Here is a 26,114-nt window from a genome sequence, read left to right as displayed (position 1 = left end):
CCTATGGCGCTTACAAAAGCTGAAATGGCAGAAAATCTGTTTGAAAAACTTGGTGTTAGCAAACGCGATGCAAAGGACCTTGTAGAAGCCTTTTTTGAGGAAGTGCGTCGTTCTCTAGAAAATGGAGAACAGGTGAAGCTGTCTGGATTCGGAAACTTTGACCTGCGTGATAAAAATCAGCGCCCTGGTCGTAACCCGAAAACAGGGGAAGATATTCCTATTACAGCTCGCCGTGTTGTAACTTTCCGCCCTGGACAAAAATTAAAGAGCCGGGTTGAGAGCGCGACACCGAAAGAGTAATATTTAGAGCACCCAAAACGGCCTTCTTTGAAGGTCGTTTTTTTTACTTCTCTTTTTACTTATTATTTTATTTATTTTTATAAGCTAATTTATTATACCGTTATGTTATTAGCATAATGGAAAATACTTACTTTTGTTTATAAGCAGTTTTCTGATGTAATAGCCAATAAATTTGTTACACACTAGTTTTTATTCAATAAACTACAATCTTCTTATTGTGATGCTCATTTTTGCATTCAACCCTCTTTCATACTATTTTATCTTTTATAACAACTATAATTAGTTAGGCTATTAGCGTAAGCCGTGTATGAAAAATAAAAGCAGAAATAGATAAAGTTACAGAAAGCGAAAATAGATATGAAATTATTATGAACAACGAAAAAGATAATCCACTGTGCCTTCTTAAAAAGAAGCAACGAAAAAACGACAATAAAAAGCTATTTTTTATGACAATAGTGGTGTCTCTTTTGGCAATATTTTCGCTCTCTGCGGGTGAGGTTTGGCTCTTTCCAAATCAATGGTTTTCTGCTGAGGCTAAATTATTTGTTTGGCAGATCCGCCTTCCTAGAATATTGGCAGTGATCATTGTTGGTGCTAGTTTGGCTATTGCTGGTGCGGTTATGCAAGCATTGTTTGAAAATCCATTAGCTGAGCCCGGGTTATTAGGCGTAAGCAGTGGGGCGGGAGTTTGTGTGGTGCTATTAATTACGCTACAAATAGGAACAACCTATTGGTTAATAAGTAGTGCCGCTATATTGGGTGCTTTAGGTATTACACTTTTACTGATGTTTTTCACTCAAATAAAAAAACTTTCAAATGCACAATTATTATTAATTGGCGTGGCATTAGGTGTTATGGCAAGCGCTATAATGACATGGCTGGTTTATTTCAGTTCTGCGTTAGATTTAAGACAACTAATGTATTGGTTGATGGGAAGTTTTAGCGGAATAGATTGGCGTCATCAATTGCTATTTTGGGGATTACTTCCCGTTATTTTACTGCTGTTTTGGCAAGCCAATATGCTGAATTATCTTTCTTTGGGAACCTTTAGCGCCAAGCAGTTAGGGATTTCTGTTCAACAATGGCGTAATCGATTTATTCTCGCCGTAGGGTTACTTGTTGGATTAAGTGTGGCATTAGCAGGCGCCATCAGTTTTGTGGGATTAATTGTTCCTCATCTATTAAGGTTATGTGGTATTACTCATTACAAAACGTTATTACCAGCTTGTGCACTAACGGGGGGCGGATTGCTGGTTCTGGCTGATCTCTTATCACGACTAATGTTAAATGGTGCAGAAGTTCCTATTGGTGTTGTTACGGCAACAATTGGTGCACCACTGTTTATTTGGTTGTTAGCGACAAAAGAGATGGGGCGCTAATAATATGACACTACTTAAAATGAGCAATATTAGTGTGCCAAATAGACTAAAAATGATCACCGCAAATGTTGATTTTGGAGAGCGAATTCATCTTATTGGCGCTAATGGAGCAGGAAAAAGTAGTTTATTAAATGTACTTGCAACAGAACTATCATTCAGTGGTGAGGCAATTCTAAACGAAACCTCAATAAGACGTTACAATTATCATGATCTTTCTAGAATACAAGGCTTTGTTGTACAACAATCAGAGGCTTTGCCATTTATGCCTGTTTTTCACTATCTTTCGTTATTCCATCAATTATCAGAAATGAATAACACAGAGCTACGTGCATTATTTTATGATTTTCAAATAGATAAACTATTATCAAAAAATATTCAGCATTTATCTGGTGGTGAATGGCAACGAATTAGAATTGTTGCTGTCTTTATTCAGTTGTGGTCGAGTAATAATTTAAAAGGAAAATTAATGTTACTCGATGAGCCCACGAATAATTTAGATATTGTGCAGTTAACAATATTAGATAAATGGCTAGATAAATTTTGCCAATTGGGTGGTTCTGTCATGATGAGTACGCATGATTTAAAACATGCCTATTTAAAAGCGAACAAAATATGGTTAATTTCTGACGGTGTATTAGTCGGATCAGGTACAGCAAAGATACTTTTAGATGAAAATTTGCTATCTACGACATTTAATGTAGAAATTAAATGTGAAAATATAACAAATAAGATCGATTGGCAGGTTATTTAACTTAATGGCATGCTCAAAACAGACGCAATAGAAATTATTAAGCTTTCTTTAAGACTTTTTAATAAGATCTAATGCTGAGAAACAGCAATTTGTATATAATTGTTTTCTATTCATTCATTAATTAGGCTACATTTTTATGAGTCATTTTCTTCCATTCTCCCGTCCTGCTATCGGGGATGAAGAGATCAAAGCCGTTGAAGGTGTTCTGCGTTCAGGTTGGATCACCACAGGCCCGCAAAATCATCAGCTTGAGCAAGACTTTTGTAAGAAATTTGGTAGCAAACATGCTATCGCTATTTGTTCTGCAACAGCAGGCATGCATGTTGTTCTTATGGCTATGGGAATTGGTCCTGGCGATGAAGTTATTACTCCGTCACAAACATGGGTCTCAACGATTAACATTATTACCTTATTAGGTGCAGAGCCTGTAATGGTTGATGTTGACCGCGATACATTGATGGTAAGCGCTGACGATATTAAAAAAGCAATAACGCCAAAAACGAAAGCGATTATTCCGGTTCATTATGCCGGCGCACCTTGTGATCTTGATGCGTTAAGAGCAGTAGCTGAAGAAGCGGGTATTCCTCTTATTGAAGATGCAGCACACGCAATAGGAACCCGCTATAAGAATGAGTGGATTGGTGAAAAAGGGACCTCTATTTTTTCTTTTCATGCGATTAAAAATGTCACATGTGCAGAAGGTGGACTCGTTGTCACTGATAACGATGAACTAGCTAATAGAGTGCGTTGCTTAAAATTCCATGGTTTAGCTGTTGATGCCTTTGATAGACAAATCCAAGGTCGCAAACCACAAGCAGAAGTTGTTGAGCCAGGCTATAAATATAATTTGTCTGATATTCATGCTGCTATTGCTGTTGTTCAATTAAATCGACTAGATGAAATGAATGCCAAACGTGCAGAATTAGTCGAGCTCTATCGCGAAAAGTTAAAAAATTCGCCATTATCAATGCTAAGTATTCCACAATACCCACATTTACATGCTAATCATCTTTTTATGGTTCGAGTAGATAAGCAAGCATGTGGTATTGATCGCGATACATTTATGGAAAAACTTAAACAAAAAGATATCGGAACAGGTCTGCATTTTCGTGCAGCTCATACCCAAAAATATTATCGTGAGCGTTATCCTTCTTTATCCCTTCCTCAATCAGAGTGGAACTCTGCGACGTTATGCTCGTTGCCACTGTTCCCAGATATGAGTAATGAAGATGTTATTCGCGTTACAGATGCGATCAATGAAATCCTTTCGGAGCATATCTAGTGTCAACATTTGATAAAATCAATAAAGTTTCAGTTGTTATTCCTGTTTATAACGAAGAAGAAAGTTTGCCGATTCTTTTAGAACGTACTATTAAAAGTTGTAAGCAACTTACCCAAGAATATGAATTGATCCTTGTTGATGATGGTAGTAGCGATAATTCGGCAAAAATGCTGGTAGATGCCGCTGAAATTGAAGATAACCATGTTATCGCGATTATTTTAAATCGTAACTATGGTCAACACTCGGCAATTATGGCGGGCTTTAATCAAGCAAAAGGTGACTTAATTATTACGTTGGATGCGGATTTACAAAATCCGCCAGAAGAGATCCCTCGTTTAGTTGCTACGGCTGAAGAGGGCTATGATGTTGTCGGTACTCGTCGTCGCAATCGCCAAGATTCATGGTTTCGTAAAACCGCCTCTAAAATGATTAATGCCATGATAACAAAGGCAACAGGGCGTTCTATGGGCGATTATGGCTGCATGTTAAGAGCTTATCGCCGTCACATCGTTGAAGCCATGTTACAGTGTCACGAACGCAGTACATTTATCCCTATTTTAGCGAATACGTTCGCTCGTCGTACTATTGAAATTGAAGTGGCTCATGCTGAACGCGAATATGGCGATTCAAAATATAGCTTCTTGAAACTTATTAATTTGATGTATGACTTATTAACTTGCCTAACAACGGCACCATTGCGCTTATTAAGTGTCGTAGGGAGTGTGATTGCCGTCGCCGGATTTTTACTTGCCGTACTTTTAATTGTGCTACGACTTATTTTCGGTGCTATGTGGGCTGCTGAAGGTGTATTTACACTTTTCGCTATATTATTCATGTTTATCGGTGCGCAGTTCGTTGCAATGGGTCTATTAGGTGAATATATAGGCCGAATTTATAATGATGTAAGAGCGCGTCCTCGGTATTTTATCCAAAAAGTGGTTGGTGTTAAAAAAACCAACGAAAATCAGGAAGAAGACTAATGAAAGCAATCGTATTTGCCTATCATGATATTGGCTGTGTCGGTTTAAAAGCACTTGAAAAAGCGGGTTTTGATATTCAAGCTGTATTTACCCATACTGACGATCCTAACGAAAATCATTTCTTCTCATCTGTTGCTCGCGTGAGCGCAGAGATGGGATTGACAGTATTTGCACCAGAAAATGTCAATCACCCTTTGTGGATTGAACGCATTCGTGAAATGAAGCCTGATGTTATTTTCTCTTTCTATTATCGCAATATGTTAAGCGAAGAGATCCTGAATTTAGCTCCTAAAGGTGCATTCAATTTACATGGTTCGTTATTACCAAAATATCGTGGTCGTGCGCCAATTAACTGGGCTATTGTTAATGGTGAAACGCAAACCGGTGTTACTCTGCACAAAATGACAGCAAAAGCAGATGCTGGTGATATCGTTGCTCAAGAAAAAGTGACTATTGGTGAAAACGACACGTCTCTTATTTTGCATGAAAAGGTTAAAGAAGCTGCTGAAAAACTGATGGCAAGTGCTTTACCTCATATCTCTTCTGGTGACTATTCAACCACTAAACAAGATGAAAACCAAGCAACCTATTTTGGTCGTCGTAGCGCAGAAGATGGTTTAATCGACTGGAATGCGGATGCTAAGGCTGTTCATAATTTAGTTCGAGCGGTAACAGAACCTTATCCAGGAGCATTCACCTTCTTAGGTGAGCGTAAAATGATTATTTGGCGTTCACGTCCAGTAGCTGATAACCAAGGTAAACGTCCTGGTACTGTTATTTCAACTGAGCCTTTAGTTATCGCGTGTGCGCAAGGTGCGATAGAAATTGTTACTGGTCAAAGTGAAAATGGCTTATATGTTCAAGGTAGCCGTTTAGCATCTGAAATGGGTATTGTTACCGATGTTCGCGTTGGACCAAAAGCGACTGCGCAAGTTAAACGTCGTAAACGTGTTCTTATTTTAGGTGTAAATGGTTTTATTGGTAACCACCTAACTGAACGCCTATTAAAAGATGATAATTATGATATCTATGGTATGGATATTGGATCTTCTGCAATAGAGCGCTTTATTGGTAACCCACGTTTCCACTTTATTGAAGGTGATGTGAGTATCCACACAGAATGGATCGAGTACCACATTAAAAAATGTGATGTTATTCTGCCATTAGTTGCGATAGCGACACCAATTGAATATACCCGTAACCCATTACGTGTATTTGAATTAGACTTTGAAGAAAACTTAAAAATTGTACGTTATTGCGTTAAATACAATAAACGTATTATTTTCCCATCAACTTCTGAAGTTTACGGAATGTGTGATGATAAAGAGTTTGATGAAGATAATTCACGTCTGATTGTAGGTCCAATCAATAAACAACGCTGGATTTACTCTGTATCTAAACAATTGTTAGACCGAGTTATTTGGGCATATGGTGCAAAAGAAGGTCTGAAATTTACCTTATTCCGTCCATTTAACTGGATGGGACCACGTCTTGATAACTTGAACTCAGCTCGTATTGGTAGTTCTCGTGCAATAACTCAGTTAATTCTAAACCTAGTTGAAGGTTCACCAATTAAACTGGTTGATGGTGGTGAGCAAAAACGTTGTTTCACAGATATTAACGATGGTATCGAAGCATTATTCCGTATCATTGAAAACCGTGATAACAAATGTGATGGTCAAATTATTAATATTGGTAACCCAATTAACGAAGCAAGTATCCGTGAATTAGCAGAAATGCTGTTAGATTGCTTTGAAAAACATGAGTTACGTGGTCATTTCCCTCCATTTGCTGGCTTTAAGAAAATTGAAAGTAGCAGTTACTACGGTAAAGGTTACCAAGATGTTGAACACCGTAAGCCAAGCATTAAAAACGCAGAACGTTTATTGGATTGGAAACCAACCATAGAAACACGCCAAACAGTAGAAGAAACATTAGATTTCTTCTTACGCGGTGCTGTGGAAGAGTTAGGTAACAAATAATGAAGAAAGTTGGCTTGAGAGTCGATGTGGATACTTATCGAGGAACTAAAGAGGGTATTCCACAATTGCTGGAAGTATTTGCCAGACATAACATTCAGGCCAGCTTTTTCTTCAGTGTCGGTCCAGACAACATGGGGCGCCATTTATGGCGCCTTTTGCGACCGAAATTTCTGTGGAAAATGCTAAGGTCAAATGCAGCATCACTTTACGGACTTGATATTTTACTTGCGGGAACTGCGTGGCCGGGTAAAAAGATTGCTCAAAACTTGGGGTATTTGATGAAGCAGACCCAAGATGCAGGGCATGAAGTCGGTCTGCATTCGTGGGATCATCAGGGTTGGCAAGCAAAAGTAGGGCGTTGGACACAAGAAGAATTAATGCAACAAGTTCGTTTAGGTGTCGAAGCACTAGAAAAAGCCCTTGAAACACCTGTAAAATGTTCAGCAGTTGCTGGATGGCGAGCAGATGAGCGTGTATTAACAGTTAAAGAAAACTTTAAATTCGATTACAATAGCGATTGTCGAGGAACGCATCCTTTTAGACCTATTTTAGAAAATGGTTCTATCGGTACGGTGCAAATTCCAGTAACATTACCTACTTATGATGAAGTGGTTGGTACAAAGGTAAAGGATGAAGATTTTAATCAATTTATTATTGATGAAATCAAAAAAGATAAAGGTATACCTGTTTATACTATCCATACTGAAGTTGAAGGAATGTCAAAGGCAGCTCAATTTGAGCAGTTACTGGCAATGATTGCAAATGAAGGCATCGAATTCTGCCCACTAAGCGATTTATTACCGAAAGATAAAGAAACGCTTCCGATAGGCAAAGTTGTCCGATCTGACTTTCCAGGTCGAGAAGGCTGGTTAGGGTGCCAACAAGAGGTCTAACAAAACTATGTTGAATAACCGGGCGAGTAAAATCGGGGCCATCCTCTTGGCTCTTTTTTTTGTTCTTACCTACTTATTTCCATTGAACAGCCGGTTATTATGGCAGCCAGATGAAACTCGTTACGCGGAAATTAGCCGAGAAATGGTGGTGAGTGGGAACTGGATTGTTCCTCACATGCTGGATATTCGCTATTTTGAAAAGCCTGTTGCAGGATATTGGATTAACAATATCAGCCAAGTTATTTTTGGGCATACTAATTTTGCTGTGCGTTTTGGCTCCGTTATTTCCATTCTTTTAAGCACATTGCTTGTCTATTTACTAGCCAGAATGATGTGGCGTAATCGTCAAATAGCCTTTGTTTCTGGTTTAATTTATTTATCAATGTTTCTCGTGTTTAGTGTCGGTACCTATAGTGTGCTTGATCCTATGTTGGCACTTTGGGTAACAGCAAGCATGGTTTGCTGTTTCTGGGCATTGAAAGCAACGACAGTCAAAACACGAATATTGGCATGGATAACCCTTGGTTTGGCGTGTGGTATGGCGTTTATGACTAAAGGTTTCTTGGCATTAGCTATTCCTGTCATAGTGATGGTTCCCATTACACTTTACCAACGTCGTTTTATGCAAATGCTGTTATATGGCTTGCTTGCGGTATTAGGCGCTACTTTAATTAGTTTGCCATGGGTTTTAGCTATCGCTAAAGCTGAACCTGATTACTGGAACTATTTCTTCTGGGTTGAGCATATTCAGCGTTTTTCTGGTGATGATGCTCAGCATAAAGCACCAATTTGGTACTATATTCCAGTGGTAATATTAGGCGTTATCCCTTGGCTCGGTTTACTTCCTGGTGCGCTTATTAGTGCGTGGAAGAAAAAACGTAAACGTCCTGAATTATTCTTTTTGCTCTGTTGGTTCGTAGTGCCATTCTTATTTTTTAGCATTGCAAAGGGCAAGTTGCCAACGTACATGCTACCTTTTATGGCGCCTCTTGCGATGCTAATGGCAAAATATGGTGTTGATTGCGCTAGAAAATTCAGAATGAAAGCGCTGAGAGTTAATGGTTATATTAATATCTTTATTGGTGTCGCTGCTGTTGTCGCTATCTTAGTAGTTCAATTGATATCTTCAAAACCTATTTATATGCCTTATGAGTGGTCTAAATGGGTATTAGCAATAGTGGCTTTCTCTTTATGGGGCATTATTGGATATTTATGTTCAACACTAAATGGTAAACATTGGTTGTGGGCTGCATCTTGCTCATTAGGTGTCAGCTTATGTATTGGGCAAGCTATTCCAAACAGCAGTGTAGATGGTAAGTTGCCACAAGAATTTATTCGTCAAAATTTTGATACGTTAAAATCTAGCCAATATATTGTCAGTAATAGTGTAGGTGTTGGTGCGGGTTTAGCGTGGGAATTACAGCGTAGTGATATTTATCTGTATGAAAGAACGGGTGAATTAACTTATGGTGTTGAATACTCTGATTCGCAACATCGACTACTTAAGCCAGATAACTTCGTTCAATGGTTAGATGCCGCAAGAAAAGAGGGGAATGTCTCTGTTGTGGTAACCTTTAAAGATCCTAAAACATTGGCGAAATTCCCAAGACCTGAAGAATTAGTCACAAACCAGAGAATGGCAATATTAACGTATGAGAAACGAGAGTGATGTCTTTTGTTTTATTGCTAATCGTCAGTTTATTAACTTGTATTGGACAAGTTTGTCAAAAACAAGCGGTTGTTAGTTGGCAAAGTAATTCAACGACAAAAGCCAGAAAAACTATTTTCTGGCTTCTTGTTGCGATAGCAATGCTAGGCTTTGGTATGTTGTTTTGGCTACGCTTATTGCAAATTTTACCATTGAGTATTGCTTACCCAATGTTGAGTATTAATTTTATTGTTGTCACTTTAATTGGACAATTTGTTTATAAAGAGCCCGTTAATGCGAAGCACTGGGTCGGAATTGCGTCAATTATGTTGGGTATTGTGCTGATGAGTACACAATCATGAAAGGTTATTTCTGGGCAATCGGCAGTGCGCTATTAGTGACAGCAGCTCAATTACTCCTAAAAGTAGGTATGTCAGAATTACCTCTATTGCAGTTGGAAAAGCAGTGGTTTGATTTTGCATGGTTATGGGCAAATGCAAAATCTTTAAGTATCGTATTTGCTGGGTTGGTGGGATACGTTCTATCAATGGTGTGTTGGTTATTCACACTGCGTACCATACCGTTAAATAAAGCCTATCCACTTATTAGCTTGAGCTATGTATTTGTTTATATCCTCGCAGTTGTATTGCCTTGGTTTCAAGAAACACCGTCATTAACAAAAACATTGGGTATTGTATTTATTATGATTGGTGTTTGGTTGATTAGCCAAAAACCGAAAGAGACCACCAAATCACATTAAATATTATCTCGTTATTTAGCTATGACTGAAATCTCTAATTGTGAGTTATTGTGCTATTAATAATGTCAATTATTGTACTTCTATCTTCAATAGCTTGTTTTTATTTGTAAAAGCAGATAAGTTTTAAAACCTACTGTGATTATTATGGTGAGTGTGATGAGAAAGTCAGTTTTTTATCCTTTCTTACTCTGTATTATCCTTTTAGCTGGCTGTTCTTCTAGCCCTTCTAAACACCTGCCTCCAGCGCCACCATTAAAAACACAACTCTCAGATCCTATCATGGTGATTGTGCAATTAAAGTCACAGTTAGAGCAATGGTACGGTACACCTTATCGATATGGTGGAATGAGCCCTTCAGGAATTGATTGCTCTGGTTTCGTTTATAAAACCTATAGCGATCGTTTTGATATTCAACTCCCACGTATGACAGTTGATCAAACTAAATATGGCACACAGATTAGCAAGAGTGATCTGATGCCCGGTGATTTAGTTTTCTTCAAAACTGGTGGTGGAGATAATGGGCTTCATGTGGGTATTTACGATACTGATAATAACTTTATCCACGCATCAACAAGCAAAGGGGTGATGCGTTCATCTCTTGATAATGTTTATTGGAAAAAGACCTTCTGGCAAGCGCGCCGTTTGTAATTTCGTGCCATTTGAGACGCTAACGCTATGAGAGTTATGGTATCGTATACCTTATTTTCTTCTCACAGGTACTTTCTATGTCAGGTAAATTGCGTCTGCTAATTTCTGAATCTTACGATCCTTGGTTTAACCTTGCTGTTGAAGAGTCTATTTTTAGACAAATGCCAGCGGAACAACGGGTTTTGTTTCTTTGGCGTAATGATAATACAGTCGTTATTGGTCGCGCTCAAAACCCATGGAAAGAGTGTAATACACGTAAGATGGAAGAAGATGGTGTGAAATTAGCACGACGCTCAAGTGGTGGTGGTGCGGTTTTTCATGACTTGGGAAATACGTGTTTTACTTTTATGGCAGGAAAACCTGAATATAATAAAACTATCTCAACACAAATTATTCTTGATGGGTTATTAAAAGCGGGTATTAATGCAACGGCTTCAGGACGTAATGACTTAGTTGTTCCTCATAATGAAGGTGAACGAAAAATATCAGGCTCAGCTTATAAAGAGACGAAAGATCGAGGTTTTCATCACGGAACATTATTGATTAATGCTGATTTATCTCGATTAGCAAATTACCTTAATCCAGACCCTAAAAAGCTGCAAGCTAAAGGAATTACTTCTGTTCGTTCAAGGGTGACAAATCTTGTTGAGCTAAAACCAGAAATAACTCACGAACAACTTTGCCAAACAATTACTGAAAGCTTTTTTGAATATTATGGTGAAAGAGTCGATGCTGAAATTATTTCACCACAAAAGTTACCAGATTTACCCGGTTTTACAGAGACGTTTGCTAAACAAAGTAGTTGGGAATGGAATTTTGGGCAAGCACCTGCATTTTCTCATTTACTAGATAATCGCTTTAAATGGGGTGGTATTGAGCTTCATTTTGATATTGAACGTGGCAATATTATTAAGAGCCAGATTTTTACAGATAGTTTAGATCCTGCGCCATTAGAAGCTTTTTCTGAAATGTTAGTTGGGCAGCGTTATTCAACAGATCCATTAAAAGCGCTTATTGAGCAGTTAAAGACGCAATTTCCACAAAATAGTGCTGAGTTAGATGAGTTTAAACAGTGGCTAGTAGGCGCAATAGCCTAAGCTTAAAAATAGCTATTGAAATTAGATAATAAAAAACCAGCCTTTGTATTATTACAAGCGCTGGTTTTTTTATACGACAGTAGCGGGTGAAAAAAGAGTATTAGTGATTCTCACATGACATAAAGCAATGAGTATCAGGCATTGTGCCATTTTCTCTAAACTTAGCTGGTGTAGTATTAAAGTGTTTTTTAAAAATACGAGTAAATGTTGCTTGAGAACTAAAGCCATACATTAAAGCGATATCTAAAATAGGCATCTCTTTTTCTTGTAGTGATTTAGCCGCTTCTAATAAACGACGTTTACGAACATATTCGCCTAAAGTACAACCTTTAAAATCTTTAAAAATACGCTGCAAATGCCACTTGGAATAACCACTTTTATTTGCAATCGTATCTATTTTTATGCCTTCGTTTCGCTGTAACTGCGTTTCCAGCCATTTCAGAATATCATTAACGACATTTTCAGCCATAAAACCTCCCACAAATAAGGTGGGGACACAGTGCCCAATTAATAGAATAGTAACGTATGTTATTTGTAACCTATTTTAAGCATGGGGAGAATAACTGGTAGGCAAAAAATGCTTTTTGTTATTGATAATCATTATCGCAGAAATAGGCGAAAGTAATAAATAGTCTAATATAGATTGCTGATGAGATTTTTTGATAAAGAAAATTAATTTTCTTATCTTTTATTTCATTGAATTTATTAAATTATTTTTAAGATCAAAATACTGTTATGCCTATAAATCTACTATGTTGTTATAATTTTATGTATATATAACAAGCTAATCATTGATTAAGGTGTATTTTAAATTCAATTTAATTGATTAACTATATAAAATTATAATTTAATATTATTAATGTATTTTGGTGTTCTTACTTATAGTGAAAACGGTAGGGGAAAATATTTTTTATGGTAAAAATAAACCATTACTTAAAGTTAATGCTAAGTAATGGTTTACGTTGTTTAACTGATTAATGGTTTTTCTTAACTCTTTGTATTAATTTGAGATATTACTTTTACCTTAGTATATTTTTACGTTATAGACATTCAATGTTTGATAGCGCTTATTTTAAGGTCGTAAAAACACTTGAGGTTGTGATAATTCAGGATGGATATCAACACTTACGTCGGCGCCATACCATTTTTGAATATTATCAGTTGTTAAAACCTCTCTAGGTGACCCTTCACAAACCAGCTTACCTTGGTGCAATAATAAGATCCTATCGGCGTAAAGTGATGCTAGGTTAAGATCATGAAGCACACAACACACCATCAATTGTTGAGTTTTAGCGAGCTGTTTTAATAATCGTAAACTATGTTGCTGGTGGTACAGGTCAAGTGCCGAAGTAGGTTCATCAAGAAATAGTGCGGCTTGTTGAGGTGAAGGGTGCCACAATTGTGCAAGTACTCTAGCAAGTTGTACTCTCTGTTGTTCACCGCCAGATAATTGGCGATAGTCTCTATTTTTGAACTTTAAGCAATCAGTCTGTAGTAGGGCGGTTTCTATGGCAATTTGTTTATTTTGTTGTCCATGAGGCGTTCTTCCCATTGCAACCACTTCTTCGACTGAAAATGAAAATGTGAGTTGGCTATTTTGACGCATAACCGCACGGTTTTGTGCTAAGGCTTGGCTATTCCATTGCGTATAAGGTTTATTTTTAAAATAACACTCACCTTGTGTTGGTGAGGTATATCCGGTTAATAGGCGTAATAGCGACGATTTACCAGCCCCATTAGGACCAATAATTGCGACTAATTCACCACAATCAAGCGACAAAGAAACGTTATCAATAATAGTTTTATCACCAATTTGATAAGTTAGATTTTTACCACAAAGTAATGGGGGGTGTTCTAATGATTTCATTACACTCTTCCTGCGGGTTGTCTTAAGATAAGCCAAAGGAAATAAGGACCTCCAATTAATCCTGTAATTAATCCAACAGGTATTTCAGCAGGAGAAACTAATGTTCTTGATAAGGTATCTGCGGCAAGTAAAAGCGTTGCACCACCTAAAATAGTGGCAGGAAGCAGCCAAACATGGTTACTGCCGATCCTCATACGAACAAGGTGAGGTACAACTAATCCAATAAAACCAATCACACCACTTAGTGCAACGGCACAACCAATCAAAACGGCACTAAGTAAAAGTAAAATAAATTTAGTTCTTCTAACGTGTAATCCTAAATAGTGAGCTTCTTCATCACCGAGTTGTAGCAAATTCAGTTTATGACTTTGCCAGCAGGCTAAAATGCTAACTGGAATAATCACAAGCGTTGCGATAGACAGAGTTTTCCAATCAATCTGACTAAGAGAACCCATCATCCATAATGAAAATTGGCGTAGTTGCTGATCGGTACTGATATAACTTAATACACCAATAAAAGACATACAGAGCGCGTTAATTGCAATACCGGCAAGTAATAATCGGGCTAAATTGCCGTTACTTAATTGATGAAGAGAAAAAATAATCATAGCAACGATTAAGCCACCAATAAATGCGGCGATAATGTGGCTATAGAAAGAGAACGCCGGAGAAAAAGAGAAAGGCAAAATAATAACAATAGCGACCATTAATGCTGCGCCACTACTAATACCAAGCAGCCCCGGGTCAGCGAGTGAATTTCTAAATAATCCTTGCATAATAGCGCCAGAAATTGCTAAAGCGCCACCAACCAGAATGGCTAATAAGACGCGGGGTAAGCGAATATCTAGCCAGACTTGCCATTCCATATCATCAAAAGATTTATGCCAAAGTGTATTAAATGACAGAGATAAAGCACCACTATTGACAGAAATTAAGGTCACTACAGTAAGTAACAGCAATAAAGCAAAAATACTCACCCACGGAGAACGTAAATGCACCATTATTGCTCCAATGCTTGTCGAATTTGTTGCATAACTTCTGGGGTTGAGAGTGTAAAACCGAGTAACCCCATATCATTGACAACAACGTAGTGTTTATTTTTACCAGCGGGTGTGTATTTAATACCAGGTAATTGCCATAATTTATCTATTCCACCTATTGTTTTAAGCCCTTCTGTTGTGACTAACAAAATATCAGGTTGACTGGCAATAACACCTTCTTGAGAGAGAGGGCGATAGCTGGTAAAACCTTGCATTGCATTTTTGCCACCGACTAAGGTGATAATGGTATCTGCTGCGGTATTTTGTCCGGCTGCCATGGGCACCACGCCACCATGACTCATAATATAAATAACTTTTTTATTAATAGGTGAAGTTGGAATTAGGGCGATAGCTTGATTGAGTTTCTCTGTTAAATGTTTACCTTCTTCTGGTTTATTTAACAGCACGGAAATCGTCTCTATTTTTTGATTAATGGCTTCTAAACTATGTATACCTGTAATCGTCTTTACGGATACACCGGCTGCTTTAATACGACGTAAAGCCAGTGATGGGCGCGCTAACTCACTGGTAATAATCAGTGTCGGTTTCACAGAAAGAATACCTTCAGGGCTTAACATACGCATATAGCCAACATCAGGAAGCTTCTTGACACTCTCAGGCATCAAACTGGTGCTATCTCGGGCAATCACTTGTTCGCCGGAACCCAGTGCAAAAACAATTTCTGTAATATCGCCACCAATTGTTACAATACGTTCGGCTGCCGAAGTTGTTATTGCACTAAGACAACACAGGGTGAATAGAAGCCATTTTTTCATTAATTTATTCTCCGATTACGCAATTTTGGCGAGAGTATTAACTTGTTCTCGCCATTGTTGTTGCTCTGCTGTTCCTTCCGTGCGCTGTCCATAAAGCTGAGCAATTTGTTGACCTTTGTTATCAAAGATCTCAAGGCTAGTGACAAAGCCATCTTGAGTGGGTTTACGTGTTATCCAACTTTCTGCAATTTCGCTTTCGATAAGGTGTAATGTGAATGCAGGATTAAATACGTTAATCCAAACTTGATTGCTATTTTCAAATTGATGAGGCACTAAGCGGTCAATATTTCCAGTGAAAATTTGCACACAACCACGGCTACCAACAAAGATCATAATTTCGTTTTGAGCTTCTTTGGCGTGTTCTAGTAGTGTTCTTAGTGCGCTGTTATCAACTTGATAGGCTAAGTCATTGCTCACCGCTTTAAATGCTTGTTGGCGACTGAGATTATTGTCTTTTAATAATTTAAAGAATTGGTGCACATCAGTCATTGAACGCCACTGTTGTTCAAGTTGCTGTGCTAACTCTTCATCGACGGGCGTCTCAGTAAAAGGTTCTGCTGGGGTAATTTCTAAATCTGGATTTTCTTCTAATAGAAATTGTTGAATAAGTGCATTCCACTCATCCATATTCGTGTTATCAGTTGTATAGACTTTATGTAATGAATCGCCATGCATATCAAAGAATTGAATACTGTGGCGAGTGCCTTTTTCAAATACTTCTGTTAGTGCAAAAATGCTTTTCCAGTAAGAGAAGAAAAAGCGTAGGTCAAGTTCGCGTGGATTGAGAATTAATCCTGCATGATCGTTAAAACGGGCATTGGTATATTCACCAAGATGCTCGTGAACGGCGATATCGTTACGAGTAATGGCTTTTACTTCTCCCACTTTACTTAATGCAGTTAGAAGATCACGTACATCGTTACGTAGGCGTTTTGCATCATGACCAACGCGAGCATGTGTTAATTGCGCTTCACTGACATTTAAATAAGCGGCTAAATCACGGGCATAAGTTGCTTTTTTATCCGTTTTTGCTTGCAGGTAGCTCTCATAAAGAGATGTATTCACAGAAACTCCTATTAAATTGTTTATTTTATTAATCATTACCACTGATAACTCACTAACATTTTTGCGTTACGTCCCTCTTGAGGAATACCCGCAGAAGAGTAGTAAGTTTTATCAAAAGCATTGCTAAGTACGATTGATGTTGTTAGCCCTTGAAAAGAGGCATCGCCTTCATAGCGAAGGTAAATATCATTAACCCCATAGCCTGCTTGTTGCTTGTTTACAGGTCGGTTAAAACGGTCTGTTTTAGTAAAATTTGTGTGCTTAGTAAATTGACTTAACCAACCTACAGAAAAGTGCGAGCTTGGTATTGGAACATCAATACGGTTCGTTAAAGTATCTGGCTCAACAGAGGTGATAGATGCATTTGTTGCATTATCTTTCCCTTTTGTATGGTTATAGGCTAAGTCCCAATTGAAGTAGCGGGATTCATAGCTCATGGAAATGTCCCATCCCCAAATAGTCGCTCTTGGAATATTTGTAGATTGTGTATATCCCTGAAATATCGCGACATCTGCATCAATATAATCTTTTGCGCGAGTATTGAAATGGGCAGCTTTAATTTTCAGATTATCATTATTAGATAATAAGTCGTCGAATTGAAAACCGAATCCGTATTCAGTCGTTGAATTGGTTTCAGGCTTTAAATTGGGGTTTGGTCGCCAATAATTAGTTGGAGCACCAGGGAAGGGAGCATCAAAATGTTTTGAATCGTTATACATTTCACCCAAAGTAGGGGCACGAAAAGCTTGTGCATAAGATGAATAAATCATTAGCCAATCGGTTGGTGTAATGCTTATTGCACCTTTTGATGACCATTTATCTGCACTAATATCATCATAGCGGTCATTTTGGCTGTTATATTTGTCGAAACGTGTACCTACTACCAATGAAACAGGAAGATCTCGTAGCGTGATTTCATCTTGAATCCAGCCAGACATAAAACGGATATCTGCTTGAGGAAAACTCTCTGTATTTTGGCTTGGTGTCTGTTTTTGTTTATAAATTTCACTGCCATAAGTAAAACTATGTGCGGCAAAGTGATGTAAACCGATATGTGAACGATTCTCTAGTTTTATGCCGTAAGTTTTTTGTTGGCGACCTTCAAAACCGTTTTGTGTCGTTTTAGCATTAATATCAACCTCGCTGTAATAAGCTTGGGTTTTAACATTTAGCCATGGTGAATTTGCAGGATTATATTGATAGGTAAGTTGCCCATCTTTTTGAGTCGTTGTGCGATCTGTTGGTACATTAGCAGCAGAGGCATTACCTGCTATTTGGGGGTTTTTAGGTTGGTTTGTGTCGTTATGGTAATAACGTAGTTGTCCACTTAATGTATTATCATCATCAATCAGCCAACGGCCCTTTGATAAGAGATTAAGCACGGTTTCATCATTTTGAGCACGATAACCACCACCATAACGGATATCTCCTTTATTGCGTGCTGAGAAAGCCACTAATCCATCAAGATTATCTTGGCGACCAAACGCAGTAACACCGAATCCTTGGCTATGCTGCGCTGTGTTACCTAGACCAATAACTCGTACACCACCATGGTCACCTTTTGATAATAAATCACTCGCATTAACCGTGTCATAAGCAATTACCCCCCCTAATGCACCGCTGCCATATAATAGAGCGGAAGGTCCTCGAATAACTTCAACTTGCTTAATCAGTAATGGGTCAATAAATATACTGTCAATATGTCCTGTATCAGTTCCTTGGCGGACACCATCTACTAGTGTCAATATGCCATTTTTATCATACCCACGCATGCTAATGGTTTCCCCATTAGTTCGTCCTGCACCAGAGATAGAAATACCGGGTAAATGACGAAGTAACTCTGTAGCGCTACCCGCTGTTTCTGATAAGGCGGTATTATTTTTAATTACCGTTGACATCATCGGAAGCGAGAAGCTATCTCTTTCATTACCTGTTGCATAAACCGTAAGCACCTCTGTTTTTTTCTCGATTTTAGTTTGCGATATTTCTTGAGCAGTAGCACAAGCAGATGAAATAGCTACTGCAAGCAAACTAAATCTGACAAAAATGGATGACTGAGACATGCAGGTGGATCTCCATGATTTTAATGGGCTGTTAAACAGCCCTTTGTTATGTAAATCATTGCTCTTTGTCTACCAGCGATAGCTAACGGACATTTTTATATTCCGTCCTTCTTGTGGCACACCCATTGCTGAGAAATACTCATAATTAAAGGCATTAGCGAGTACTAAAGCAGCCTGGATATCTTTGTTTTCTTGCGATTGATAACTGATTGAAAAATCGTGAATACCATAACCGGGATATTGCTGGATCAACTCTTGCATTCGGTTTGTATTTTTTCCTTTAACATGAGGAGCGCGACCTTTATGAGTTCCTTTATTAGCGGTCGCACTTGCAAATTGCCCTGACCAACCTAATGAAAATGGTGTTTTGATAACAGGAATAGAAACAAAGGTTGTGAGTATTTCAGGTCGCACAGGTGAGATAGTTTCGTTCGTTGTTAACTCAAGAGTTTTAGTGCGGTTATAGCTTAAGCCCATTGAAAAATAAGGATGGGTATAGCGTAAACCAATATCGATACCGTCAATTAATGCTTTAGGAATATTGAAAGCTTGTAAGTTAAGCACGCCCCCAATGGATTTATCCTGCCAAGGACCATAAGTGATGTAATCTTTTGATTCCGTGTCAAAATAAACGGCATTTATTGATAACTTATCTTGCTTGGTCAGTAAGTTTGAGAATGCAAGTTGACCACCATATTCCCAAGTACGATTTTTTTCTGGTTTTAAATTAGGATTAGGAACCCAGTGGGCTGATGTTGTACCCAACAAGGGCAATCGCATTTTGAAGTGCAGAGAATCGTTAAACATTTCACTAAGAGTTGGCGCTCTAAATGCCGTTGAATATGAGGTATAGAGTTGCAACCAATGCGTTGGTGTAAAGGTTAGTTTTACATTCTCTGATGTGCCTTGGTAACTCGCTTTATGCTTTGTTGCAATTAATTTACTGTTCTCAAATTTATTAAAAAAGGTATTGAGTTCTTCATGAGGATTATTTTGATAATAGTGATAACGAATACCCGCTGTTAATGAGAGAGGGAGTAATGGTGTACTAAATGTGTTTTGTAACCAACTCGCAGCATAATCCATTTGCGCTAAAGGAAAGTTTTTAGCTTGTTCATTCGATAACATTTTTTGGCGATAAACTTCAGAACCCAAAATAAATGAATGATTGATAAGTGCGAAATAGTGAGTCTTGGCGTGGTTTTCTAATTTCAGACCGTAAGTTGTTTGTGTACGAGCTTCATAGCTGCCTATTTTACCCTGGTTCTTATTTTTTAATTGGTATGAACTTAATGAAGTATCGGTTAAAAATGTTTGGTTTATATCAAATTGTGAATAGTAGAGATGAGTTGTTAAATCCAACCATGAATTCGCTTCTGGTGCATAATGATGAGTGAGGGCATAATTCTTTTGCTGTGTATCACGCGATACTTGGTTACTTTCATTTTTACCATATCCCCCCATACGATGTAATACTTCGCGTTGTTCACCTCGATTATCGTAATGGCGAGCAGATAAAATAAAGGTTTGGCTCTCTGTTGGATATAAATGTGCTTTAGCAAAGTAATTTTTAACGTATTCGTGATTATCCATTATTTCGCCATCAGCAAGACGAATAGGACCCCGCTGGTGTTGGCTATAAGCGATTAGTGCTTCTACAATATTATATCTACCAGCAATAATGCCACCATAAGTGAAGTGTCTATCGGCAGAAGAAACTGAAGTAAATAATTTAGCGCTGAGGTTTTTATCTTCAGTAAGAAGTGATCGAGGTTCTAGGGTTTGAAATGAAACCACACCTCCCATAGCGCCTTCACCATGTAATACGGCTGATGAACCATGTTTAACATCAACGCGACGAATTAGTGCAGGATCAATAAATAATCCACCTAGATTATTTATGGTGTTTTCAGTTGATTGTTGAATACCATCAACAATGATTCTTACACCTTTCTGATCATAGCCTCGCATAAGGAGATTGGCGCCATTTGTCACTCCGGTACCTGACAGTGTTACGCCAGCGACTTCTTTTAGCATTTCACCTGTTGTAGCAGCGGTCTGTGCGCTGGCTGTGGTGGTATCAATTGTTGAATGAAAATCAGGAGTTGTATTTGTTGTAGCAATAACAGTGAGCGTTTCCGTGCCACTATTTTCAAGTTGTGCAAAGGCAATAGGGGTATATAACAGACAAAGAGCGGCTGCTATGTTTGTATATTTGAACTGTTTTTTCAGCATGCACATACCATAAATATCCATAAAAATTCCTTGTATATGGAAGTTATTTAGCTGGCTGCCTAAAGGTAGGTGGCTTGCGATTTATTGTTAAAAAACTATTTGGTTAGAATGAGTTTTCCTGCTTTTGTTTGGCGTAATTGATATAACTCTCCATTGTGTTGAATATAAACCACGCCATTTTCATCCAGTAACTCAGAACTATTGATAGTTTGAATAACTGAAGAACTGTTTTCCCGTTTCAATAAGGAACTATTTGAACTATTGGTTTTTTTATCCATTACGCAATTAAAAATGATAAGGGTTATTATTATGATAATCATTATCGTTAATGAATGTGTTTAGACAAGCTTTTTTTAACTGAAACAGGTAAATTTAAGTCATATTATGAGTGATTAAGTTATATCCGATGAAAATTGCAGCAATTTTTTTTTGAGGATGCTTTGTTGAGAAAAGAGAGAGCGCCAATCAATAATCTATTTGTATCATTAGTGTCTTTTTATAATCTGACATCAGATCGTAAAAAGGAGAGCCAAGCTCTCCTTTAAATTTACATAAGTGCGATAAGTGAATGATAACTTTGTATGATAACGATAGACGTTACCCAAAGTTATTTAAAACGGTTATCAACAGCCTGAGCTAGCAGTTCTAACAATTGCTCAGTATCATCCCAGCTTAGGCATGGATCAGTAATTGATTGACCATAAACTAATGATTTATCCTGCGTGACTTTTTGTGAGCCTTCTTGTAAAAAGCTTTCTGCCATTACACCCACAATAGCTTGAGAACCATCGATGATTTGCTGACCAATATTACGAGCAACTTCTAGCTGGCGACGATGAATTTTTTCGCAGTTACCATGGCTAAAATCGACAATGAGATGTTCTGGTAGATCAAGTTGTTTAAGTGCATCAACAGCGTCAGCAATATCACTTGCATGATAGTTAGGTTTTTTACCTCCACGCATAATGATATGACCATACGGATTACCACTGGTTTGGTAAATGGTCATTTGACCGTTTTTATCTGGTGATAAAAAGGTATGACCAACCCGAGCCGCACGAATAGCATCAATAGCGATACGTGTATTGCCATCAGTGCCATTTTTAAAACCAACAGGACAAGAGAGTGCAGATGCCATTTCACGATGAACTTGGCTTTCAGTGGTTCTTGCGCCAATTGCCCCCCAACTGATTAAATCAGCAATATACTGACCCGTTACCATATCAAGAAACTCAGTGGCTGTTGGCAGCCCAAGCGCATTGATTTCAATAAGTAACTTACGAGCAATACGAATGCCTTCGTTTACATTACAGGAGTGATCAAGATAGGGATCTGAAATTAAACCCTTCCAACCAATAACGGTTCGTGGCTTTTCAAAATAGGTTCTCATGACGATTTCTAAACGGTCATGAAAACGATCTTTTTGTTGATTAAGCTTGGTTGCGTACTCTTTGGCGGCTTTAGGGTCATGTATAGAACAAGGACCAATAATAACTAAAAGTCGTTTATCTTCACCAGTGAGAATAGCTTCAATTCGTTTACGGGCAGACGTGATATTGTTGATAATCTCTTCAGAGATAGGAAACTCTTTAGATAAAGTTTCCGGTGTCACCAGACTGTCTAAAGCCTTTGTCCGTAATTCGTCTGTTTTTAACATAATTTATCTCAATAAAAATACAGGGTACACCTACCCAGTGATTAAGATCACAATAAACGAAATTCAGCTAATTTCAACAAGGTTATCCGTGAATAGTTAATAAAAAAGCATGGATTGAGATTAGAACATTCTTCTGGCTAATCCCATTGAATCAATTACCTTGGTTGATATTTCTTCAACCGAGTAGTTTGTTGTGTTGAGATAAGGAATATTGTTTTTTCTAAATAGTGCTTCTACTTCGGCTAACTCGATTCGACATTGACGAATTGAAGCATAACGACTGTTTTCTCGACGTTCACTACGAATAGCAGCAAGACGTTCTGGTGCAATAGTTAAACCAAATAATTTATGTTGATACTCTTTTAATTCAGTAGGCAATTTTAAAAAATCCATATCATCAGCGGTAAACGGGTAGTTGGCAGCTTGGATCCCAAATTGCATCGCTAAATATAAGCTGGTGGGTGTTTTTCCACAGCGCGAGACACCAATTAAGATAACTTGCGCTTGATCGAGATTGCGCAAGGAGATGCCATCATCATGAGATAGGGTATATTCAATGGCTGCAATGCGTGCATCATATTTACTGAGATTCTTTTCAGTTAGCCCATGTGTTTTATTTAACTTGGGTGATGCTTGGATGCCTATTTCTTTTTCAAGCGGTGTGACAAGAGATTGAACTATATCTTGGCAAAAACCTTCGCTGCTATTTATTATTTGCTTCACTTCTGGACTAATAATGGAATAAAACACCAGAGGTTTCGCACCGCTCTTTTTATAAATTTCGGTGATTTTCTGTTTTATTTCTTCTGCTCTTTCAACAGTAGATACAAAAGGTAATGTATAACTTTTCATTTTTAATGGAAATTGAGAGAGTACAGCGTGTCCTAAAACTTCGGCAGTTATCGCGGTGCCATCAGAGATAAAAAAGACTGTTCTATCAATAGGTTCATTATTATCGCAATTAATGGAATTCAAGCTTAATATCATGACTCTCACCTTCTTTTAGCTGAATTAGCAAATCAAACAACATTATCTATAGCATTTTTAGTGATTATAAAGGATAAAAAAATAAAGTTTTCTGGTTGATCGATTCACCTTTCTATATTCCCTATAACATTGTGATACGCTTATTTATGTTGTCGTTTTGGCAGCGGGTTTTTCTTTTTTTCTCTCTCTCTCATAATTGTTTAAAAAAGGATTGTTCTCAATGTCCAGCAATAGCCTCACCCCGTGCAATGTGCTTTGGTATAACCAATTGGGTATGAATGACGTTGATCGTGTTGGTGGGAAAAATGCTTCCCTCGGTGAAATGATCACAAATCTAGCGGAACTGGGTGTTTCTGTTCCTAATGGGTTTGCTACCACAGCGCAAGCGTTTAATGATTTTCTGGAACAGAGTGGTATTAATCAACGTATCTATGAATTACTCGATACCGTTAACGTTGATGACGTTAACCAACTGGCACAAGCAGGTAGTCAAATCCGCCAGTGGGTTATTGACACTCCTTTTACGCCTCAGTTTGAAAAAGATATTCGTGATGCTTATCAAACCTTAAGTGAAGGTGAATTAGCGGCGTCATTCGCTGTGCGTTCATCTGCAACAGCAGAAGATATGCCAGATGCTTCTTTTGCTGGTCAACAAGAGACGTTTTTAAACGTTCAAGGTATTGATGCTATTTTAGTCGCGATTAAACACGTATTTGCATCATTATTTAATGATCGTGCAATCTCTTATCGTGTTCACCAAGGTTACGATCATCGCGGTGTTGCACTTTCTGCGGGTGTTCAGCGCATGGTGCGTTCTGATTTATCCTCTTCAGGTGTCATGTTTACTATTGATACTGAATCAGGTTTTGATCAAGTTGTCTTTATTACATCAGCTTATGGTTTAGGTGAGATGGTTGTTCAGGGAGCCGTTAACCCTGATGAGTTTTATGTACATAAACCAACCTTAGAAAAAGGACGTCCATCGATTGTTCGTCGCAATCTAGGCTCTAAAAAGATCCGTATGGTTTACGCAGACAGCGTTGAGCATGGTAAACAAGTACGAATTGAAGATGTGCCAGAGTCACTACGCAATCGTTTCTCTTTGACTGATGATGAAATTCAAGAGCTAGCTAAACAAGCGGTATTGATTGAACGTCATTATGGTCGCCCAATGGATATTGAGTGGGCAAAAGATGGACACAATGGGCGTTTATACATTGTTCAAGCTCGTCCAGAAACAGTACGTTCTAATCAACAAGTGATGGAACGCTATCAGCTCAATGATACAGGTTCCGTTATTATTGAAGGTCGTGCAATTGGTCACCGTATTGGTAGTGGTACTGTAAAAGTCATTCATAATCTGAATGAAATGGACAGAATCGAAGCGGGTGATGTGCTAGTGACTGACATGACAGACCCAGATTGGGAACCTATCATGAAAAAAGCCTCTGCGATTGTGACCAACCGTGGTGGTAGAACGTGTCACGCAGCGATTATTGCGCGTGAGTTAGGTATTCCTGCTGTTGTAGGTTGTGGTGATGCAACAGAGTGTATTACAGAAGGGCAAGTGGTTACTGTTTCTTGTGCTGAAGGTGATACTGGATTTGTTTATGATGGTAAACTGGATTTTTCTATTCAGAGCTCCGCAATCGATAACATGCCAGATTTAGACCTGAAAATCATGATGAACGTCGGTAATCCTGATCGTGCATTTGATTTTGCTGGATTACCAAATGATGGTGTCGGTCTTGCTCGTTTAGAATTTATTATCAACCGTATGATTGGCGTGCATCCTCGTGCTTTATTGGAATACGAAGATCAAACCGAAGCACTAAAAGCTGAAATCAATGAGATGATGGCAGGTTATGAATCTCCTGTTGAGTACTACATTAGTAAATTAACGGAAGGAATTGCTACACTTGCTGCTGCATTTTGGCCTAAACGCGTTATTGTTCGTTTATCTGATTTTAAATCTAACGAATATGCCAACTTAGTTGGTGGTTCTCGTTACGAGCCGGATGAAGAGAACCCAATGTTAGGCTTCCGTGGTGCAGGACGCTATGTCTCTGATGATTTCCGCAGTTGCTTTGCTTTAGAGTGTGAAGCGGTGAAACGTGTACGTAATGATATGGGATTAGATAACGTTGAAGTGATGATCCCGTTTGTACGTACTGTGCGTCAAGCAGAAGAGGTCGTTAATGAATTAGCAGCTAATGGCTTAAAACGTGGTGAGAATGGCTTAAAAGTCATTATGATGTGTGAGATACCATCAAATGCTTTATTGGCAGATCAATTCTTAGCACATTTTGATGGTTTCTCTATTGGCTCTAATGATATGACGCAACTTACGCTTGGTCTTGACCGTGACTCTGGTGTTGTTTCTTCATTGTTTGATGAGCGTAATGATGCAGTAAAAGCATTATTATCTATGGCAATCCAATCAGCTAAGCGTAATGGCAAATATGTTGGTATTTGTGGTCAAGGACCTTCTGATCATGAAGATTTTGCACAGTGGCTAATGGAAGAGGGAATTGATAGTTTATCTCTGAATCCCGATACTGTAATTAAAACTTGGGTGAAATTAGCACAAGAGAATTAATACGATTGTTAATAATAAAAAGCTCACAAAATAATGTGAGCTTTTTTTATACAATAATAAATCGCAGGCAAAAAAAAAGCCTATCATGGGCTGACAGGCAAAGAC

Annotated in this window: 23 protein-coding genes; 13 read left to right on the top strand and 10 right to left on the bottom strand. The window is 38.2% G+C overall.

The window, feature by feature from the left end; genetic code table 11:
• The first annotated feature begins 3 nt into the window (after positions 1-3).
• From ihfA to ABN099_RS08925, 12 genes are all read left to right on the top strand, one after another.
• Positions 4-300 carry an integration host factor subunit alpha gene (ihfA, locus tag ABN099_RS08980; RefSeq protein WP_036937394.1) on the top strand — a complete coding sequence of 99 codons (297 nt, stop codon included), beginning with the start codon at positions 4-6 and terminating at the stop codon, positions 298-300.
• 368 nt (positions 301-668) lie between these two features.
• The gene (gene btuC / locus ABN099_RS08975; RefSeq protein WP_349463335.1) at positions 669-1,679 is read left to right on the top strand and encodes a vitamin B12 ABC transporter permease BtuC; all 1,011 of its coding nucleotides are present in this window, start codon (positions 669-671) and stop codon (positions 1,677-1,679) included.
• Between the two features lie 4 nt (positions 1,680-1,683).
• Positions 1,684-2,430: a vitamin B12 ABC transporter ATP-binding protein BtuD gene (locus tag ABN099_RS08970; protein WP_349463334.1), complete on the top strand. Its 747-nt coding sequence runs from the start codon at positions 1,684-1,686 to the stop codon at positions 2,428-2,430.
• 136 nt (positions 2,431-2,566) lie between these two features.
• Entirely contained in the window at positions 2,567-3,712 is a 1,146-nt protein-coding gene (gene arnB / locus ABN099_RS08965; RefSeq protein ID WP_349463333.1) for a UDP-4-amino-4-deoxy-L-arabinose aminotransferase, read from the top strand.
• The gene (arnC, locus tag ABN099_RS08960) at positions 3,712-4,692 is read left to right on the top strand and encodes an undecaprenyl-phosphate 4-deoxy-4-formamido-L-arabinose transferase (RefSeq protein WP_349463332.1); all 981 of its coding nucleotides are present in this window, start codon (positions 3,712-3,714) and stop codon (positions 4,690-4,692) included. The genes arnB and arnC overlap by 1 nt, the downstream gene beginning before the upstream one ends.
• Complete coding sequence (gene arnA, locus ABN099_RS08955) at positions 4,692-6,674, top strand: bifunctional UDP-4-amino-4-deoxy-L-arabinose formyltransferase/UDP-glucuronic acid oxidase ArnA (RefSeq protein WP_349463331.1); 1,983 nt, start codon at positions 4,692-4,694, stop codon at positions 6,672-6,674. The genes arnC and arnA overlap by 1 nt, the downstream gene beginning before the upstream one ends.
• On the top strand, positions 6,674-7,567 hold the full coding sequence (arnD, locus tag ABN099_RS08950; RefSeq protein WP_349463330.1) for a 4-deoxy-4-formamido-L-arabinose-phosphoundecaprenol deformylase: 894 nt from the start codon (positions 6,674-6,676) through the stop codon (positions 7,565-7,567). The genes arnA and arnD overlap by 1 nt, the downstream gene beginning before the upstream one ends.
• 7 nt (positions 7,568-7,574) lie before the next feature.
• A complete protein-coding gene (arnT, locus tag ABN099_RS08945; protein WP_349463329.1) occupies positions 7,575-9,236 on the top strand; it encodes a lipid IV(A) 4-amino-4-deoxy-L-arabinosyltransferase in 1,662 nt (553 codons plus the stop codon).
• Positions 9,236-9,577, top strand: coding sequence for a 4-amino-4-deoxy-L-arabinose-phosphoundecaprenol flippase subunit ArnE (arnE, locus tag ABN099_RS08940; protein ID WP_349463510.1), 342 nt, complete (start codon positions 9,236-9,238; stop codon positions 9,575-9,577). Before arnT ends, arnE begins: the two co-directional genes overlap by 1 nt.
• Positions 9,571-9,975 carry a 4-amino-4-deoxy-L-arabinose-phosphoundecaprenol flippase subunit ArnF gene (arnF, locus tag ABN099_RS08935; protein ID WP_349463509.1) on the top strand — a complete coding sequence of 135 codons (405 nt, stop codon included), beginning with the start codon at positions 9,571-9,573 and terminating at the stop codon, positions 9,973-9,975. The genes arnE and arnF overlap by 7 nt, the downstream gene beginning before the upstream one ends.
• 156 nt (positions 9,976-10,131) lie before the next feature.
• The gene (locus ABN099_RS08930) at positions 10,132-10,623 is read left to right on the top strand and encodes an NlpC/P60 family protein (protein ID WP_349463328.1); all 492 of its coding nucleotides are present in this window, start codon (positions 10,132-10,134) and stop codon (positions 10,621-10,623) included.
• Between the two features lie 77 nt (positions 10,624-10,700).
• Positions 10,701-11,720, top strand: a complete 1,020-nt coding sequence (locus tag ABN099_RS08925; RefSeq protein WP_349463327.1) for a lipoate--protein ligase A — start codon at positions 10,701-10,703, stop codon at positions 11,718-11,720.
• Between the two features lie 100 nt (positions 11,721-11,820).
• On the opposite strand, the gene ABN099_RS08920 is transcribed toward ABN099_RS08925, so the two are convergent.
• From ABN099_RS08920 to ppsR, 10 genes are all read right to left on the bottom strand, one after another.
• Positions 11,821-12,189: a helix-turn-helix domain-containing protein gene (locus tag ABN099_RS08920; RefSeq protein ID WP_349463326.1), complete on the bottom strand. Its 369-nt coding sequence runs from the start codon at positions 12,187-12,189 to the stop codon at positions 11,821-11,823.
• Between the two features lie 603 nt (positions 12,190-12,792).
• Positions 12,793-13,587 carry a heme ABC transporter ATP-binding protein gene (locus ABN099_RS08915; protein WP_349463325.1) on the bottom strand — a complete coding sequence of 265 codons (795 nt, stop codon included), beginning with the start codon at positions 13,585-13,587 and terminating at the stop codon, positions 12,793-12,795.
• Positions 13,587-14,588, bottom strand: a complete 1,002-nt coding sequence (locus tag ABN099_RS08910; RefSeq protein WP_349463324.1) for a FecCD family ABC transporter permease — start codon at positions 14,586-14,588, stop codon at positions 13,587-13,589. Before ABN099_RS08910 ends, ABN099_RS08915 begins: the two co-directional genes overlap by 1 nt.
• A complete protein-coding gene (locus ABN099_RS08905) occupies positions 14,588-15,403 on the bottom strand; it encodes a heme/hemin ABC transporter substrate-binding protein (protein WP_349463323.1) in 816 nt (271 codons plus the stop codon). Before ABN099_RS08905 ends, ABN099_RS08910 begins: the two co-directional genes overlap by 1 nt.
• 15 nt (positions 15,404-15,418) lie before the next feature.
• Complete coding sequence (locus tag ABN099_RS08900) at positions 15,419-16,468, bottom strand: hemin-degrading factor (protein WP_349463322.1); 1,050 nt, start codon at positions 16,466-16,468, stop codon at positions 15,419-15,421.
• Between the two features lie 35 nt (positions 16,469-16,503).
• Complete coding sequence (locus ABN099_RS08895; protein ID WP_349463320.1) at positions 16,504-18,531, bottom strand: TonB-dependent hemoglobin/transferrin/lactoferrin family receptor; 2,028 nt, start codon at positions 18,529-18,531, stop codon at positions 16,504-16,506.
• Positions 18,532-18,600: 69 nt separating this feature from the next.
• Complete coding sequence (locus ABN099_RS08890; protein WP_349463319.1) at positions 18,601-20,787, bottom strand: TonB-dependent receptor domain-containing protein; 2,187 nt, start codon at positions 20,785-20,787, stop codon at positions 18,601-18,603.
• Positions 20,788-20,861: 74 nt separating this feature from the next.
• Positions 20,862-21,044, bottom strand: coding sequence for a hemin uptake protein HemP (hemP, locus tag ABN099_RS08885; protein WP_349463318.1), 183 nt, complete (start codon positions 21,042-21,044; stop codon positions 20,862-20,864).
• Positions 21,045-21,373: 329 nt separating this feature from the next.
• The gene (locus ABN099_RS08880; RefSeq protein ID WP_349463316.1) at positions 21,374-22,423 is read right to left on the bottom strand and encodes a 3-deoxy-7-phosphoheptulonate synthase; all 1,050 of its coding nucleotides are present in this window, start codon (positions 22,421-22,423) and stop codon (positions 21,374-21,376) included.
• Between the two features lie 120 nt (positions 22,424-22,543).
• Positions 22,544-23,410, bottom strand: coding sequence for a posphoenolpyruvate synthetase regulatory kinase/phosphorylase PpsR (gene ppsR / locus ABN099_RS08875; RefSeq protein ID WP_349463315.1), 867 nt, complete (start codon positions 23,408-23,410; stop codon positions 22,544-22,546).
• Between the two features lie 220 nt (positions 23,411-23,630).
• Between ppsR and ppsA the strand changes: the two genes are divergently transcribed.
• Positions 23,631-26,009 carry a phosphoenolpyruvate synthase gene (ppsA, locus tag ABN099_RS08870; RefSeq protein ID WP_349463314.1) on the top strand — a complete coding sequence of 793 codons (2,379 nt, stop codon included), beginning with the start codon at positions 23,631-23,633 and terminating at the stop codon, positions 26,007-26,009.
• Positions 26,010-26,114 lie beyond the last annotated feature (105 nt).

Source organism: Proteus hauseri (assembly GCF_040139125.1).
In the GTDB taxonomy this organism is placed as follows: Bacteria; Pseudomonadota; Gammaproteobacteria; order Enterobacterales; family Enterobacteriaceae; genus Proteus; species Proteus hauseri_B.
Note: the sequence above shows the minus strand (reverse complement) of the source record. Positions and strands in the feature narration are given on the sequence as shown.

Bases quoted from the DNA above. Each gene is read 5' to 3' on its own strand.
- ppsA (WP_349463314.1), top strand. From the start codon at position 23,631: ATGTCCAGCAATAGCCTCACCCCGTGCAATGTGCTTTGGTATAACCAA.
- ABN099_RS08915 (WP_349463325.1), bottom strand. From the start codon at position 13,587: ATGAAATCATTAGAACACCCCCCATTACTTTGTGGTAAAAATCTAACT.
- arnD (WP_349463330.1), top strand. From the start codon at position 6,674: ATGAAGAAAGTTGGCTTGAGAGTCGATGTGGATACTTATCGAGGAACT.
- ABN099_RS08970 (WP_349463334.1), top strand. From the start codon at position 1,684: ATGACACTACTTAAAATGAGCAATATTAGTGTGCCAAATAGACTAAAA.
- arnA (WP_349463331.1), top strand. From the start codon at position 4,692: ATGAAAGCAATCGTATTTGCCTATCATGATATTGGCTGTGTCGGTTTA.
- ABN099_RS08895 (WP_349463320.1), bottom strand. From the start codon at position 18,531: ATGTCTCAGTCATCCATTTTTGTCAGATTTAGTTTGCTTGCAGTAGCT.
- ABN099_RS08880 (WP_349463316.1), bottom strand. From the start codon at position 22,423: ATGTTAAAAACAGACGAATTACGGACAAAGGCTTTAGACAGTCTGGTG.
- ABN099_RS08925 (WP_349463327.1), top strand. From the start codon at position 10,701: ATGTCAGGTAAATTGCGTCTGCTAATTTCTGAATCTTACGATCCTTGG.
- arnE (WP_349463510.1), top strand. From the start codon at position 9,236: ATGTCTTTTGTTTTATTGCTAATCGTCAGTTTATTAACTTGTATTGGA.
- ppsR (WP_349463315.1), bottom strand. From the start codon at position 23,410: ATGATATTAAGCTTGAATTCCATTAATTGCGATAATAATGAACCTATT.
- ABN099_RS08920 (WP_349463326.1), bottom strand. From the start codon at position 12,189: ATGGCTGAAAATGTCGTTAATGATATTCTGAAATGGCTGGAAACGCAG.
- arnB (WP_349463333.1), top strand. From the start codon at position 2,567: ATGAGTCATTTTCTTCCATTCTCCCGTCCTGCTATCGGGGATGAAGAG.
- hemP (WP_349463318.1), bottom strand. From the start codon at position 21,044: ATGGATAAAAAAACCAATAGTTCAAATAGTTCCTTATTGAAACGGGAA.
- ABN099_RS08930 (WP_349463328.1), top strand. From the start codon at position 10,132: ATGAGAAAGTCAGTTTTTTATCCTTTCTTACTCTGTATTATCCTTTTA.
- ABN099_RS08905 (WP_349463323.1), bottom strand. From the start codon at position 15,403: ATGAAAAAATGGCTTCTATTCACCCTGTGTTGTCTTAGTGCAATAACA.
- arnT (WP_349463329.1), top strand. From the start codon at position 7,575: ATGTTGAATAACCGGGCGAGTAAAATCGGGGCCATCCTCTTGGCTCTT.
- ABN099_RS08890 (WP_349463319.1), bottom strand. From the start codon at position 20,787: ATGGATATTTATGGTATGTGCATGCTGAAAAAACAGTTCAAATATACA.
- btuC (WP_349463335.1), top strand. From the start codon at position 669: ATGAACAACGAAAAAGATAATCCACTGTGCCTTCTTAAAAAGAAGCAA.
- ABN099_RS08910 (WP_349463324.1), bottom strand. From the start codon at position 14,588: ATGGTGCATTTACGTTCTCCGTGGGTGAGTATTTTTGCTTTATTGCTG.
- ihfA (WP_036937394.1), top strand. From the start codon at position 4: ATGGCGCTTACAAAAGCTGAAATGGCAGAAAATCTGTTTGAAAAACTT.